The organism is Hymenobacter mucosus (assembly GCF_900188255.1).
GTDB classification, from domain to species: domain Bacteria; phylum Bacteroidota; class Bacteroidia; order Cytophagales; family Hymenobacteraceae; genus Hymenobacter; species Hymenobacter mucosus.
Genome location: NZ_FZNS01000009.1, coordinates 63669 through 78812 on the forward strand (window position 1 = coordinate 63669; position 15144 = coordinate 78812).

General features: G+C 52.9%; 16 protein-coding genes. 7 read left to right on the forward strand and 9 right to left on the reverse strand.

Annotated features, from left to right (window positions below; translation table 11 throughout):
- The first annotated feature begins 3 nt into the window (after positions 1-3).
- From CHB83_RS18050 to CHB83_RS18065, 4 genes are all read left to right on the forward strand, one after another.
- Positions 4-855, forward strand: a complete 852-nt coding sequence (locus tag CHB83_RS18050; protein ID WP_245855383.1) for an amidohydrolase family protein — start codon at positions 4-6, stop codon at positions 853-855.
- Positions 856-868: 13 nt separating this feature from the next.
- Positions 869-1879 carry a zinc-binding alcohol dehydrogenase family protein gene (locus CHB83_RS18055; protein ID WP_055562198.1) on the forward strand — a complete coding sequence of 337 codons (1011 nt, stop codon included), beginning with the start codon at positions 869-871 and terminating at the stop codon, positions 1877-1879.
- Between the two features lie 244 nt (positions 1880-2123).
- Positions 2124-2396 (forward strand): autorepressor SdpR family transcription factor, encoded by a 273-nt coding sequence (locus CHB83_RS18060; protein ID WP_045687926.1) that lies wholly within the window; start codon positions 2124-2126, stop codon positions 2394-2396.
- Complete coding sequence (locus CHB83_RS18065) at positions 2393-3061, forward strand: SdpI family protein (RefSeq protein WP_089333624.1); 669 nt, start codon at positions 2393-2395, stop codon at positions 3059-3061. The genes CHB83_RS18060 and CHB83_RS18065 overlap by 4 nt, the downstream gene beginning before the upstream one ends.
- An 89-nt stretch (positions 3062-3150) precedes the next feature.
- On the opposite strand, the gene CHB83_RS18070 is transcribed toward CHB83_RS18065, so the two are convergent.
- From CHB83_RS18070 to nuoK, 5 genes are all read right to left on the reverse strand, one after another.
- Positions 3151-4560 (reverse strand): NADH-quinone oxidoreductase subunit N, encoded by a 1410-nt coding sequence (locus CHB83_RS18070; protein WP_089333625.1) that lies wholly within the window; start codon positions 4558-4560, stop codon positions 3151-3153.
- Between the two features lie 49 nt (positions 4561-4609).
- Positions 4610-6079, reverse strand: a complete 1470-nt coding sequence (locus CHB83_RS18075; RefSeq protein WP_089333626.1) for a complex I subunit 4 family protein — start codon at positions 6077-6079, stop codon at positions 4610-4612.
- Positions 6079-6345, reverse strand: a complete 267-nt coding sequence (locus CHB83_RS18080) for a superinfection immunity protein (RefSeq protein WP_052695099.1) — start codon at positions 6343-6345, stop codon at positions 6079-6081. The genes CHB83_RS18075 and CHB83_RS18080 overlap by 1 nt, the downstream gene beginning before the upstream one ends.
- Positions 6346-6348: 3 nt before the next feature.
- Positions 6349-8307 carry an NADH-quinone oxidoreductase subunit L gene (gene nuoL / locus CHB83_RS18085; RefSeq protein WP_089333627.1) on the reverse strand — a complete coding sequence of 653 codons (1959 nt, stop codon included), beginning with the start codon at positions 8305-8307 and terminating at the stop codon, positions 6349-6351.
- Between the two features lie 104 nt (positions 8308-8411).
- The gene (gene nuoK / locus CHB83_RS18090; RefSeq protein WP_045687923.1) at positions 8412-8744 is read right to left on the reverse strand and encodes an NADH-quinone oxidoreductase subunit NuoK; all 333 of its coding nucleotides are present in this window, start codon (positions 8742-8744) and stop codon (positions 8412-8414) included.
- A 297-nt stretch (positions 8745-9041) separates the two neighbouring features.
- On the opposite strand from nuoK, the gene CHB83_RS18095 reads away from it, so the two are divergent.
- The 3 genes from CHB83_RS18095 to CHB83_RS18105 all read left to right on the forward strand — a co-directional run bounded on the left by CHB83_RS18095 (position 9042) and on the right by CHB83_RS18105 (position 10746).
- The gene (locus CHB83_RS18095; protein ID WP_089333628.1) at positions 9042-9503 is read left to right on the forward strand and encodes a MaoC family dehydratase; all 462 of its coding nucleotides are present in this window, start codon (positions 9042-9044) and stop codon (positions 9501-9503) included.
- Between the two features lie 192 nt (positions 9504-9695).
- On the forward strand, positions 9696-10304 hold the full coding sequence (locus CHB83_RS18100; RefSeq protein ID WP_218823195.1) for an RNA polymerase sigma factor: 609 nt from the start codon (positions 9696-9698) through the stop codon (positions 10302-10304).
- Between the two features lie 64 nt (positions 10305-10368).
- On the forward strand, positions 10369-10746 hold the full coding sequence (locus CHB83_RS18105) for a hypothetical protein (protein ID WP_045687921.1): 378 nt from the start codon (positions 10369-10371) through the stop codon (positions 10744-10746).
- Between the two features lie 56 nt (positions 10747-10802).
- Here the strand turns inward: CHB83_RS18105 and CHB83_RS18110 are convergent, their stop codons facing one another.
- From CHB83_RS18110 to nuoH, 4 genes are all read right to left on the reverse strand, one after another.
- Entirely contained in the window at positions 10803-12551 is a 1749-nt protein-coding gene (locus CHB83_RS18110; protein WP_262490737.1) for a serine hydrolase domain-containing protein, read from the reverse strand.
- 282 nt (positions 12552-12833) lie between these two features.
- Entirely contained in the window at positions 12834-13346 is a 513-nt protein-coding gene (locus CHB83_RS18115; RefSeq protein WP_045687920.1) for an NADH-quinone oxidoreductase subunit J family protein, read from the reverse strand.
- A 53-nt stretch (positions 13347-13399) separates the two neighbouring features.
- Positions 13400-13975, reverse strand: a complete 576-nt coding sequence (locus tag CHB83_RS18120; protein WP_045687919.1) for a NuoI/complex I 23 kDa subunit family protein — start codon at positions 13973-13975, stop codon at positions 13400-13402.
- 58 nt (positions 13976-14033) lie between these two features.
- On the reverse strand, positions 14034-15113 hold the full coding sequence (gene nuoH / locus CHB83_RS18125) for an NADH-quinone oxidoreductase subunit NuoH (RefSeq protein ID WP_045687945.1): 1080 nt from the start codon (positions 15111-15113) through the stop codon (positions 14034-14036).
- Positions 15114-15144: the final 31 nt, after the last annotated feature.

A 15144-nucleotide genomic window follows, 5' to 3' on the forward strand; every position in this document is an offset into this window, starting at 1 on the left:
GCCATGACCCACGAACCATCAGCACTGCTGAAAATTGATGCCCACCAGCACTTCTGGCAGTATAACCCGGTACGCGACGCTTGGATTGACGAGCCCATGGCCGCTATTCAGCGCGACTTTCTCCCGCCCGACCTAGCACCCTTGCTCCGTCAGCATGGCTTTGCCGGAAGCGTGGTGGTGCAATCCGATCAGTCGGAAGCTGAAAATGACTTTCAGCTACGCCAAGCCGATCAGTATGAATTCATTAAAGGCGTAGTAGGTTGGGTAGATTTGCAGGCCGCTGCTGTGGCGGAGCGGTTGGCCTACTACCAGCAGTTTCCAAAGCTGAAAGGCTTCCGCCACGTGCTGCAAGGCGAGGCCGACCGCGCCCTTATGCTTACGCCAGCCTTTCGGCGGGGCATTGCTGCGCTGGAACGCCACGGCTACACCTACGATTTACTGGTTTTTCCCGACCAACTCCGGTACGCAACGGAGTTGGTAGCCGCTTTCCCCCAGCAACGCTTTGTGCTCGACCACATTGCCAAACCGCCTATTAAAGCGGGGGAGGTAGGCACCTGGGCCGCTGATCTGCGGGCCTTGGCCCAACACGATAACGTGAGCTGTAAAGTGTCAGGTATGGTGACGGAGGCCGACTGGCAGCAGTGGCAGCCCCAGGATTTTCGGCCCTACCTCGACGTCGTATTCGAAGCCTTTGGGCCTCGTCGTCTTCTGTTTGGCTCCGACTGGCCAGTGTGCCAGGTGGCAGGTGGCTACGGAGCCGTGGTGGAGCTAGCGCAGCACCACCTCACTACCTTTTCTGCGGCCGAGCAGGCGCTTTTTTGGGGCGGCAACGCTACGGCATTCTATCAGCTTTAAGAAGTCTTTTCCTATGAATACGTTGGTATGTGTTGAGCCCGGCCAGTTCCGCTACGAGCATCGCACGCCGCCCGTGCCGGCCCAAGGGCAAGCCTTGTTGCGCATTCGGCGTATTGGTATCTGCGGCACCGATTTGCACGCCTACGAAGGTACCCAGCCCTTTTTTGCGTACCCGCGCGTACTTGGCCACGAGTTGGCGGGAGAGCTTGTAACGCCGGTGTCCGGCTTTCCTGTGGGGGAGGCCGTTACTTTTATTCCCTATTTCAGCTGTGGCACTTGCGTAGCTTGCCGGGCCGGCCGCCCCAACTGCTGCACCCACATCAACGTGTGTGGCGTGCACAGCGACGGCGGCATGGGCGAGTATCTGGTAGTGCCGACCAGCGCCCTGGTAGCTGGCCAAGGCCTGAGCCCCGACGAACTGGCCTTAGTAGAACCATTGGCCATTGGCGCGCACGGCGTACGCCGCGCGGGTGTGCAACCCGGTGAGTTTGTGCTGGTAGTAGGGGCTGGGCCTATTGGGCTGGGCATTATGGAGTTTGCGCGCATTGCGGGGGGCCAGGTCATTGCCCTCGATATTAACGAACAGCGCCTCGCCTTCTGCCGGGAGCATCTGCACGTGGCGCATACCGTGCAAGCCACCGCCCCCGATGTAGCCGAGCAGCTGCGGGCCATAACTGGCGGCGACATGCCTACCGTGGTTATTGATGCTACTGGCAGCTTAAAGGCCATCAACCAAGGATTTCACTACCTGGCGCATGGTGGCCGCTACGTGCTAGTAGGCTTGCAAAAAGGCGAGCTGAATTTCTCGCATCCAGAATTTCATAAGCGCGAAGCTACACTGATGAGCAGTCGCAATGCCACGCGCGAAGATTTCGAGCACGTTATTACCTCCATGAAAGCCGGCTTGGTAAGACCCACCACATACATCACTCATCGCGTGCCGTTTGAACAGGTACAGTCGGAATTCAGCAGTTGGCTCAACCCTGCTACTGGCGTTATTAAAGCCATGATTGAGGTAAATTAAAGCCCCCGAACGTCTTGCTGAACTAAGCTGCGGCCCGCTGTCATTGGAGCGTAAGGCACTAGACACTGCCCTTGCCAAAATAGCAGTAAGGGTAGGTGAAGGAGAAAATAATTCACAACGGCCTGCGTAGTTTGACTGCGCAGGCCGTTGTGCTTTTCGAGCCGCAACAACCCAAAATATATTGGAAGCTGAATGTTGACAATGGGAAAGTTATTTAGATATTTGTCTAAATAACTAATCAGTCTTGAACGCTCTATTTAAAGCACTAAATGACCCCACGCGCCGAGCTATTCTAGAATTGCTGCGGGAACAGCCACGCACTGCCGGGGAAATAGCCGACTACTTCCAGTTTTCTAGGCCTACGATCAGCCACCACCTCGACCTGCTCCGGCAAGCTGAGCTGGTGACCAGCGACAAGCAGGGACAATTTGTAACCTATACACTGAATATGACGGTGGTGGACGAGCTACTAAGCTGGTTACTACAGTTTAAACCCACTAATGAATCCAAGCCATGAAACCGAAACTCACTATCTGGAATGTACTCACTTTGCTGGCCGTAGTACTACCAACTGTGTATTTAGCGTGTACGTGGTCGGCGTTGCCCGCTCAGATTCCTACTCATTTCGGCATCGATGGGGAGGCTGATGGTTTCACGGCAAAGAAGAACATGTGGGTGCTCTGCCTTGCATTACCGCTGGGTACCTACTTGCTGATGCGCTTCTTACCCCAACTGGACCCCAAGCAGCAACTGAATGATGGCACCGTCAACTACCAGAAGTTACAGCTGGCATTGGTTGCGCTAATGAGTTGCATAAGCCTATTTAGCCTATATACGGCTTTGCACCCCGGTGTGCAGTTTAGCCGGGCCTTGCTGGTGCTGGTGGGCCTGTTCATTGCCGCCCTGGGCAACTACCTGACCACTGTGCAACCTAACTACTTTGTGGGCTTCAAGACGCCATGGGCACTGGAGTTTCCGCGTATCTGGGCCCGTACGCACCGGCTAGGTGGGTGGCTATTTTTTACTATCGGCATGCTGAGCGCCTTGTTAGCACTGGTATGGTCTGCGCCTGTAGCTACAACTGTGCTGACTGTGGGTTTACTGGGTGCCACCGTAGTTATATATGGGTATTCATACCGATTGTATCGGCGGGAAGTGAAAGCCGCCGCGGCCGGGCACTAGGAGAGTACGAGTACAGTCAAATGCCAAAACAAACAGCGCGGCCCCTAAAAGGCCGCGCTGTTTGTTTTGGCGCTGATATATGGTGCGGGCTATAGAATACCGCTTACCAAGCCGGGTAGTACACCTAGCACTACCGTTAGCAGAGCCAACAGTAGAAGTGCGCCCGACTGGAAGCTTGATACAGGCACTAAGGCAGCAGTGGTTTCATCCGTGTCGTGCATATACATAGCAATGATGGGGCGGAGGTAGTAGTAGATGCTTACCATTGACATGACTACTGCAAACACTACTAAGCCAATGTAGCCATTCTCTACCGCTGCTGAGAACACAAAGAACTTACCAAAGAACCCACCCGTGAGGGGAATGCCGGCCAACGAGAGCATGGCTATCGTCAGCACAAAAGCCAGCAAGGGATTTGTTTTCGCTAAGCCATTCAGCCCATTGTAGTCTTCGCGCATGCGGGCGTTGGCTACCAACTGCAGCACCCCAAATGCGGCCACAGTAGCAATTGAATAAGCTAAGGAGTAGAAGAAAATGCCGTTAGCTGACGCGCCCTCCAACTGCCCATTGAACGCCACTAGGCCAATTAGCAAATAGCCCGCGTGCGATACGCTAGAGTATGCCAGCATCCGCTTGAGGCTGGTTTGGGCTACTGCTCCCACGTTGCCAATAAGTAAGGTAAGCACGCACATGGCCGTAAGTGTAGGTAGCCACAATCCCTGAGCCGAAGCCGCAGGAAATGCTTGTACCAACAGCTTGAGAAAGGCCGCAAAACCGGCGGTTTTTACCACCGTGCTCATAAACGCAGTAAAGAAGGTAGGGGTACCCTCGTACACGTCAGGAGTCCAGAAATGGAAAGGAGCAGCCGATACTTTAAACCCAATGCCAATCAGCATCATCAGCATGCCGATGTAGAGCATGGGCCTCAGAGAGTCGTTCACAGGATTCTGCACGGCAAAGCTGATGTCGCGCAGTACGAAGGTGCCGGTAGCACCGTACACTAGGGCCATGCCAAAGAGTAGGATGCCAGTGGCAAATGCGCCCATTAGGAAGTATTTGAGGGCCGCCTCGTTGGAGCGCAAGTTGCGCTTATCGGACCCCGCCAGCACATACATGGCAATGCTCAGCGTCTCGATACCCAAGAACAGCATCAGCAGGTGGTTATAGCTCACCAGCATAATGGCTCCAACCAAGGAAAACAGCAGCAGCGAATAGTATTCGGCTAGGCTTGCTTCGCCGTCGAGGACGTATTTTTCTGAGAAGGGAATGAGTAGCAAGGCCGTCAGTAGCACAATGCCAGTGAAGGCAATGGAGAAGTTATCGACGACCAGCATATCGTTGAAAAACGACTGTGGGCCCTGGTTCCAGTCAATAAAATTCACCGTGAGCACTAGGCCGAGGATGAGCATGGCCGCGGGCAGCAGGAGCCGGTTGGAGCGGCGGAATCCTAGAAATAGATTGCCGAGGCCCAGAACGGAAAGTAGAATGATTGAATTCATTAGCGTAGGATGTAGCTGCCGCGGCTCAAGGCCATGGACTACTATCAGTTTAGCGGATTACTACTTCGTTCAGAATGTTCAACACGCTGTCTTTCGACAAGTGCAAGAAGGTATTCGGAAACAGCCCAATCCAGAACACCAGCACAATAAGCGGTACCAGCAAGGCTAGTTCACTTCCCGTCAGGTCGGTGAAGGTAGCGGTGAATGACGAGTCGGGGCCCAGCATCACGCGCTGGAACATGCGCAATAAGTACACGGCGCTCAGAATGATGGTGATGCCAGCTACGGCACCCATCCAAGCATTGTACTTATACACACCGGCGAGCAAGAGGAACTCGCCCACGAAACCATTGGTAAGGGGCAGCGCAACAGTGCCCAGTAGCAGTACTAGAAAGCACACCGTCAGCACAGGGGCCTGGCGGGTAAGGCCTCCTAAGTCGTCAATCTGGCGGGTGCCCGTCCGGCGCTCAATGGCATCGGCAATGAAGAACATGCCTACTACGTTTACGCCGTGGGCCAACATCTGAATGCTGGCGCCCTGCATCCCCATCTCCGTGAAGGAAAAAATGCCGGCTATCATTAGTCCCACGTGAGACAAGGAGGAGTAGGCAATAAGCCGCTTCACGTCCTGCTGGCGAATGGCGATGATGGCACCATAGATAATCCCAATGATGGCCAGAATCAGCACTAGGTTTTGCCAGTATGCCGTGCCTTGGGGCACTACCGGCAGCAGCCAACGCAAGCAGCCGTAAATGCCCATTTTCAGCATGATGCCCGAGAGAAGCATAGTAGCCGGGGCCGGTGCTTCGGTGTAGGTATCCGGCTGCCAGGTATGGAAGGGGAAGATGGGCATCTTCACGGCGAAGGCTGCGAAAATCAGCCAAAACAGCCACACTTGCGTCGCAATCGGCAGATTTAGATTATAGAAGGAAAGCAGTTCGGAATTGTGTGCCGAAAGGCCATTCGCCGTGGGACCAGTTTGGAAGTAGAGGTACACAAAGCCGGCCAGCATAAATAGCGAACCAACGATAGTGTAGAGGAAGAATTTAAATGTGACTTTGGCGCGGTTGGCACCGCCCCATACGCCGGCCAGAAAGTAAATTGGAATCAGTGCTACCTCCCAGAAGAAGTAAAAGAGAAAAGCATCCTGAGCCGTGAATACGCCTACCAGTCCGGTCTCCATAAACAACACCAGTGCATAAAACACCGACTCGTTTTCGAAGTTGCGGCGAAAGGCGCTCAGCAAGATAATGGGCACCAGAAAAGCCGTCAACAACACCAGCGACAAACTTAGCCCGTCCATTCCCACGTGGAAGTTGATACCAGCAGAGCTAATCCACGGTAGGTTTAGCGAGAATTGCCCGGTAGCGTCAGCGCTGAATGAAATAGCCGCGTAGGCTGCTAGCGCAAATTCAACTAAAGCCGCGCCCAGCGCTGGAATCCGGGCCGCACGGCCTTTGAAGAAGTGCAGCAGCAGGGCGGCCGCCACGGGCCAGAGTAGGAGAAGGACAGTCAGCATTAGCTAATCAGGTTATTCCGATGACGCCGTAATTGATGCGAGGCAATAGCTTCTTTATCAGTAGGCGACAATTTGAGCGCAAAATGAAGGGCAATAAGCCATCCAATGATAGTCCAGCCCAAAAGCAGGTTTATGAAAAATATAGCCCGGGCATTTTGTTGGTCGCGGCCGAAGATAGCAGGCATCAGATAGCCAGTGAGGATAACCAAGACCCCAAAAAGGGAGAAACTTGTTTCAACATCGGCTAAAAATAAGACGCCAAGCATATGCTAAAACTTCACAAAGTTCAGCGCCATCACCAACACGATGCCCACAACCATTAAGATGAGGTAGGTTTCCACGGAACCAGTCTGTACATAGCGCAGAAGTTGGCCGCCACCCATGGTCAGGCGACCAAAGCCGTTCACAATGGGGTCAATGATGCCGTTCTCCACGAAGCGGTACAGTCCTTTCGAGAGGCCCATAATGGGACGCACAAATAAGGTGTTGTACAGCTCATCAATGTAGTACTTGTGGTAAAGCAGGTTTTCCAGGAAGCCGCGCGACTCACCGTCTTCTGCTGGGCGTACGCCGCGGCTTACATACTGCACGTAAGCTAGGATAATGCCTAGCACGCCAGCTCCTACCGAAAGACCAATGAGCATAAACTCGGTGGCGTGGTCAACCTCAGCCCCGAAAGCAGTCGGGTTAATCTTCTGGGAGTAAGTGAATAAAGGGGCGAGAAAGTCAGCGAGGTAGCCGCGCCCCAACACTAGCGGAGCATTTAGGAAGCCTCCTACAGCAGCCAGAATGGCCAGCACAATAAGTGGCAGTGTCATGGAAGCCGGCGACTCGTGCAGATGGTGTTTCTGCTCCTCCGTACCCCGGAACTCGCCGAAGAACGTCAGGAACAGCAGGCGGAACATGTAAAATGCCGTCAGGAAAGCCGTGAACAAGCCTACTGCATACAGCACTTTGCTATGCTCATAGGCATGCAGCAGAATTTCATCTTTAGAGAAGAAGCCTGAGAAGGGCGGAATACCCGCAATGGCCAAGCAGCCAATCAAGAAGGTGATAAAGGTGATGGGCAGTGCCTTGCGCAGGCCGCCCATGCGGCGCATATCCTGCTCGTTGCTCATGGCGTGAATCACGGAGCCTGCACCCAGGAACATCAGCGCCTTGAAGAAGGCGTGAGTCAAAACATGGAACAAGCTGGTGCTGTAGCCCATCACGCCCAAGGCCAGGAACATGTAGCCCAACTGCGAAACGGTGGAGTAAGCCAGAACCTTCTTGATATCGTTTTGGGCCAAACCAATGGTAGCAGCAAACAGGGCCGTAGCTGCGCCGATGATGGCAATAACTTCGAGCGTTTCAGGGGCTAAGGTAAACAGCACATTGGCCCGCAGAATCATATAGATGCCTGCCGTAACCATGGTGGCAGCGTGAATCAGAGCCGAAACCGGAGTAGGACCGGCCATGGCGTCGGGCAGCCAGGTGTAGAGTGGCAACTGAGCCGATTTACCGGTAGCACCCACAAATAGCAGCAACGTAATGATCGTGACTACGCTCACAGAATACGGCCCGAATTGGCCTAGTGCCGCCTTTTGAAATACCTCACCAAACTGCACCGAGTTGAAGGTGAGGTAGATCAGGAAAATGCCGAGCAGGAAGCCTAAGTCCCCAACGCGGTTGATGATGAATGCTTTCTTAGCAGCGTTGTTATAGTTGGTGTTCTTGTTCCAGAAGCCGATAAGCAGGTACGAACAGAGTCCCACGCCTTCCCAGCCAATAAACAGAATAACGAAGTTGGCACCCAGTACCAGTACCAGCATGCTGAACACAAACAGGTTCAAGAAGCTGAAAAACTTGCCCACATTCTCGTCGTGGTGCATGTAGCCGATACTGTACACGTGAATCAGGAAACCCACGCCCGTCACCAGCAGCAGCATAATCAGGCTCAGCTGATCAATCTGGTAGGAGAAGGGGATTTGCATGGAGTCCACCGAAATCCAGTCGAACAGCGTAACCACGTAGGGCGCCTGGAAGTTGGCAAACAGCATAACCGAAATCAGGAAGGAGCCCAGCACCGCCGCACTCCCAATCAGACCGGCTACCGTGCCCGACAAGCGTCGGTTCAGCAACCCATTAATAAGAAAGCCCAAAAACGGCAGCAGCGGAATAAGCACGTACAAAAAGGTGGAGTACGGGGCGCCGGCAGCGGGAATTACTTGCGTTACTTGTTCTTGCATATGATGGGGCCTAGGGAGCTTAGGGCCAAGGGCAACTGTCGGGTTCTGTACTAGTGATACGCACCAATACAACTCTTCTGCGCCCGAGGCCTTCCAAACCTAACTCAGAACTTCAGTCGATTTAGCAGGTTGACATCGGTATTCTGAAGGTTGCGGTATATCATCACGATAATAGCTAGGCCTACTGCTACTTCGGCGGCAGCCACAGCCATGATGAAAAACACAAATATTTGTCCGTTGGCATCAGCGCGATACGCCGAAAAAGCCGTCAGCAGCACGTTCACAGCGTTAAGCATTAGCTCTACGCACATAAAGATGATAATTGCATTACGTCGGGTGAGCACGCCTAGCACACCAATGGAGAACAATGCGGTGGCGAAAAAAACGTAATACTGAAGAGGAACCGTTTGGATGACCTGCGGTATGTTCTGGTCCATGCGGGAAGGCTGACGGCGAAAGGACGTCCTCACTCACGGGGGAGTGAGGAACTACTAGCTGGCAAAGCTAGCTGAAATTCGGAAACACCGGCCCTAATTCTACCCCCTTTCTGGGCGAAATCGAGATGGGGCTTTTTTCGCAGTAGTAAGCTCGGCTAAATGATTCTTATCTGATTAAAAATCACCGCCTATCTAGAGCATTCAAAGCTCGGCTACTAATCCGCAAAAAAGCCCTGATTTGCGTCCCAAACGGGTATCTGCCGTACATTCGTCCCCTCACACCCAACCCACTCTCGAATGAGCCTTACCATTAGCAGCTTAGCTGAACTACAACAGTACGAAGAACAGGAGCTCGGCGTATCGCCCTATCATACCATTACTCAGGAGCAAATCAACCAGTTTGCAGCGGCTACGCTCGACTTCCAATGGATTCACCTGGACGCAGAACGTGCCCGGACGGAGTCGCCTTTTGGAGCTACTATTGCGCACGGCTACCTCACAGTAGCACTGCTGCCCTACCTCTGGAATCAGATTGTTACGATTGAGAATCTGAAGATGCAGGTGAACTACGAAATAGAGAGCCTGCGCTTCAACCAAGCCGTCGTAGTAGGTAGCCAAGTTCGCCTGCGAGCTAAGTTGATGTCGGTAAAAGATCTGCGGGGTATTGCCAAAGCGCGCATTGAAGTAACCCTGGAGGTGGAAGGTAGCCGCAAACCAGCTTACGCTGGTATCATCACCTTCCTCTACCACTTCAGCTAAAACGCAGAAGATAGTTTGCTGTTATTTGTTAGTTGAAGTACGTAGCCTTGGTAGGCTGCTTATGAACTAGTGCCCCGTTCCGCGCTATATAGCCTGGTTAGCAGCTACTAACCGAGGCTCTGCACTTGCCTTTGGTAAGAATTTGTGAAGCGCGTAAAGTATTTCTTACGCTTTACCGTCTGCCTATGCAGAATGGAAACGCTACCCCTCACGCTTCACGCCCCGCACCCCATGACGGCTGGCTATCAGGATCAGCAGATACAAGAGGCTGTACGTGCGCAGCGCGGCCGCTTGCTGCAATTTATCCGTCGCCGCATCCCCGATCCGGCAGAAGCGGAAGATGTGCTGCAGGATGTATTTGCCGAGTTAGTGGAAAGCTACCGGGTGTTGAAGCCCGTGGAACAGGCTGCGGCCTGGCTGTTCCGCGTGGCTCGCAATAAAATCACGGACCTGTACCGCCGTAAAAAAACGGTGTCTTTGGAAAATGAAATGGCTGCCTATGCGGCTGACGGGGACGAAAACGCCTTATTGCTGGCCGACATTTTGCCCGCCCCAGATGATGCTCCTGAGAATCGCCTGCTGCGCGAAACCCTGATGGAAGCGCTAGCCGATGCCTTAGCTGAGTTGCCCACCGCCCAGCGCGAAGTGTTTATCTGGCACGAGTTGGAAGAAAAAACCTTCCGCGAAATGGAGGAAGAAACGGGTGTTCCGCTTAAGACTCTGATTTCGCGCAAACACTACGCTGTGCAGCATCTACGCAAGCGCTTGCAGATTCTGTACAACGAGCTGTTCACGGATTAGGCGCGGCTGTGCTACCCAGCCCCCTCGCGCGCATCCGGTTTACCACCTTCAGCAATTCAACAGCATGAAATCTTCCTTTTGGCTGCTACGCGGCCTGAAATTTATACTCTTTGCCGTCCTATTCGTGGTGGCCATCGGCTACCTTACCATGAACCTGTGGAATTGGCTTGTACCCGCCTTATTTCAAGGGCCGCAGATCACTTTCTGGCAGACTATAGGCTTGCTCGTACTGTCCCGTATTCTATTTGGAGGGTGGGGGCGCGGGGGGCGCAGCAGCGCTTGGGCTCGGCACCGCCGTCAGTGGAAGCAAAAAATGGAATCTCGAATGGCTTCTCTTACACCAGAAGAGCAAGAGAAGTTTCGCCAGAAAATGGCGGGTGCCTGCAGCCCTTCGTGGATGCGACGCAAGGCTCCGGAAGAATCTTCTAATGCCTCGTTCTAACTGATGTAACTGAAAAAAGCCTTGGTTCTATCAAGGCTTTTTATTTTCCACTGAGCTTACTGTTTTGGCCAGGCTAATAGGGCTCGAATGCGGCCTAAGTAGGATGCTTGGGAACCTGCGGCTGGTGTTGAGGTAGGGGAGACTTTAGGTAACCCTGCGGGTTTCTTGGTTCGAATTTTACCAGCTGTAATTTTATTACGGGTACCCAAACGGGGCTTACTCCGCGCAAGTGGTGCCGCGGCGGGCAACTGGAAGCGCAAAACGGGGTTCCCATCAAATGTGTAAACCGGAGCCATACCTACCTGTTCATCAAATCGATATTCCATCACTCGGGCATAGTACGTATGGCCAGCTTGCAATCCAGTTACTTGCACTACGCTATCAGGGCCGGCGGCTACTACGTATGTGCCTTCTCCCAGAGAAGCCCCGTGGCCGAAAGTGCGGCCGCCAGCGTAAGCACGCCCTTCAATGGGAAAACGAGTTACTGGTGCTCCCTCGCTTACTACTACCAAGCGGTGGGTGCCATTTCCGTTTTTCCATGTGAGCGTAGCTGATCTTGGAGTGTCGTGCGTGAGCCGCAAGAGAGAAGCATTTTGCTCCGGCGGCAGTAGGTTGTAGGTGGGCCATGTGGCCGTGCTATTAAGACAATCCCATCCTAAGCCCTCCACGTCGTTCCAGAAACGGTTTGTGTTAGGGCAGGAGTTGAGCAAAATAGCCCACGTATACCCATCGGCAGTGCGCGCCACAATGCTAGTAGAGCCGTTGAGGCACCCCGTATGCCACCACACACCGCGTTTATTGACCATCCATCCCTTAGCATAGCGCTTTGTTGCCTCCGAGGGAGTTGTCATGGTGTCAAGGGTAGCAGGTAGCAGCAGGTCGGGGGTAGTAGCAAGTCCATCGACAGCTAGTAAAAAGCGCACCAAATCGCGGGCGGTAAATAGCCAGCCACCATGGGCATTCATTGCCTCTAAGTTGGCTCCGCCATAGGCATATGGTACCCGTTTACCCGTACCGTAGCACGATTCCCCCGTGAGCGGGCACGAATATTCCGCTTCGTTCTCCCGTTTGTCGGCTAGCAAATTGCGGCCTAAGTGTGCTTCCAGAATACCGACTGGCTCTAAGATGTGGCTGCGCACCCACGTTTCATAGCGCTGACCAGTTACTTTCTCGATAACCTTCCCTAGGATCAAATAGCCAATGTTGGAATAAGCGAAACGGCTACCAGGCGCAAAGTTCAACTCCTTACTTAGTAAATAACGAATTAAGGTAGAGTCGCCCACGGGGTTTGGGGCCTGCATTACCTGGGCTACGTGCAGCGGAAAGTCAATGGGGTCAGAGTTAGAGAAACCATCCACGCCAGCATCCCGATTCCACCCTGCGGTGTGTTCTAGCAATTGGCGCACCGTGATGGTGTAGATGCGCTGATCAGTAATAAGATCTGTGTAGTACGGTTCCTGCAGATAGCCTGTTGGCCCAAATACGTTATGTTGTAAAGTAAGCTGCCCATCTTCTACTAGCTTCATAATAGCCACGGAGGTCACCGGTTTTGAAACGCTAGCGACCCGCATCAGGGTAGCTGGCGTCATGGCTTGGCTTCGGGCTAGGTCGGAGTAGCCGAAGCCCCGGGCATATACTAGCTTTCCTTGCTTGCTAATAGCCACCGAAGCGCCAGGTATTTTCCAGCGCTTCATTAATTTTTGGACTGCAGCATCACATGATGCAGTTTTTGATGACCAAACTCCCGTTTGGGCCCATGCTGGGAAGGTGAGCAAGCTCAATAGCAGAGCAAGCAGAATTTTCACAAAAACATACGATATATGAGCTGTTATTCATAGTTAAATGCAACTATGATTGTCTAATAGCAGACCTACAATTTTACCGGATATTGCTGATAAACTGGTAATTACAATTATAGATAATTTTGTATTATTCAAATAAAATAAAAATAAGCAATAGTACAGATAACTAGCCGAGGGCAAACAAGCGCTCAGGTAGTCTAGCTGCCAGAGAATGTGATACATAAAAACAAGAGCGGCAACTGATAGCTCAGTTGCCGCTCCGTGCGTTGGTAGTAAGGGTATTCTTTAGAAGTTCCGCTCTCCTGCTTCGCGCTTGCCCAACATTACCGCACCAACCATGGCCACGAGGAACAGTACAGAAGCCAACTCGAAAGGCAGTAGGTAGTCCTGATAAAGCACTAGGCCCAAGCGGTCCACCATACCAATCTGAGAATCGAAAGTGGCATCTTGAGGAGCACCCGTGGGTGCAATATCTTTGAGTGCGGCTACCAGAATGAGTAGTAGCGATCCGCCAGCCACGGCCGCCGCAATCTTGGCGAGGGCTGGTTTATGTGGCTCCGTATCCACGTTCAGGTTCAGGAACATAATCACGAACAGGAACAACACCATAATGGCCCCGGCATACACGATAATGTTCACGGCCGCCAAGAACTGCGCATTGAGCAGCAGGTAGTGTCCTGATAAGGCAAAGAATGTCAGAATCAAAAACAGTACGCTGTGCACTGGATTCTTAGCGAAGACAACACCTAGCGCACTTAGCAGCGCTACAAAAGCCAAAAAGAGAAAGATAGGAGACATACGGAATGGTTTTGTCGTGCTAAGTGAAGCACTCAAGACGGCAGATGCTGTGGCTATACAGGTTGCTGCGCTAAGTTGCTGCGTAAAGAGTCGGCCTGTTCAGGTGTCAGTTGGATACCACGAATGGAGCGGGCATCGGGCGATACGGGCTCAACTAGGCGGTCTTTGCCGTAAATGAACTCGTCTCGCTCGTAGCGTGGCGGCGCAATCTTGTCGGCTTGCAGGTACACCGCAGCTTTGGGGCAAGCTTCTTCGCAAAGCCCACAGAAGATGCAGCGCAGCATGTTGATCTCGTAGCTGATAGCGTACTTCTCCTCCCGGTACAAGCTTTCTTCACCTTTCTTCCGTTCGCCAGCAACCATGGTAATGGCTTCGGCTGGGCAGGCAACAGCGCATAGACCGCAAGCCGTGCACCGCTCCCGGCCTTGCTCGTCGCGCTTCAGGACGTGTAGTCCACGGAAAATGGGGGAGAATGGACGTACTTCCTCGGGGTATCGCACGGTAGCCTTCTTCATGAAGAAGTGGCGCATCGTGATGCTCAGGCCCTGGAAAATCGCCGGCAGGTAGGCCCGCTCGGCCAAGGTCATCGGCTTCTTTTCTAGTTTCTTAGCTCTATTTGTGAGTTGCATATCGTCAGACCAGGTGCCTTTGCGCTATATGGCCGGAAAGGCGAGGTAGGAGGGATGGTTACTTGATTACCCCAAGTAGGATGAGGCCGCCGGTGATTAGGATATTCACAACCGCAAGAGGAATGAGAATAGTCCAGCCCAGACGCATGAGTTGATCGTAGCGGAAACGTGGCAAGGTCCAGCGCACCCACATGAAGAAGAAAATGAAGGCAAAAATCTTCAGAAATAGGCCTACCGTGCCCAGCACTGTAATCAGGTTCTGGGCGGCTGCTAAGGTCCAGTCGTGGTTTTCTACCAACCAGCTTCGCAGCTCGTACTGGAAAGGAAAGTTAAAGCCACCGAAGTACAGCACGCTCATCACGGCCGAAGCCACGAAAATATTGATGTACTCCGCGAATAGGTACAGCCCCAGCTTCATGGATGAGTACTCGGTGTGGTAGCCGCCCACTAGTTCGGTTTCGCACTCTGGCAAGTCGAAGGGCGTGCGGTTGGTTTCAGCAAAGGCGCACACGCAGAAGATTATAAAGCCAAGAGGCTGCTTTACAATATTCCAGAAATGCCACTCGCCAGCTACAGACTGCTGTAGGGTGATAGTGCGTAAGCTCAGGGTTTCCGATATCATCAGCACGGCAATCAGGGACATGCCCATGGCTAGTTCGTAGCTGATGTTTTGGGAGGCAGCTCGGATAGCGCCCAGCAAGGAGAACTTATTGTTTGACGCCCAGCCCCCGATCATTACGCCGTATACGCCCAATGACACTACGCCGAATACCCACAGCATCCCAACGTTCACCTCAATTCCTTGCAGGAAGAAGGCATTATTGCCAAAGCTCAGGTTATTACCAAATGGAATTACGGCCGACGACATAAGGGCCGTAATCATAGCTAAGCAAGGCCCAAAGATGAACAAGGCCTTGTTGGCGCCACCGGGAAAGAACTCTTCCTTGGTGAACATCTTAACAGCATCGGCCAGAGGCTGTAATAAACCGAAAGGTCCGGCCCGGTCGGGGCCTACACGGTCTTGCAGGAAGGCAGCAATTACACGTTCAGCGTACGTGCAGTATGTCGCAATTAGCAACGACAGTGCGAAGACAACGAAGATGACGATGGATTGCCAGCCTAGTGCGGGTAGTTCAATCATTGGGTGGTTGATAGCTAGGGTACGTCTG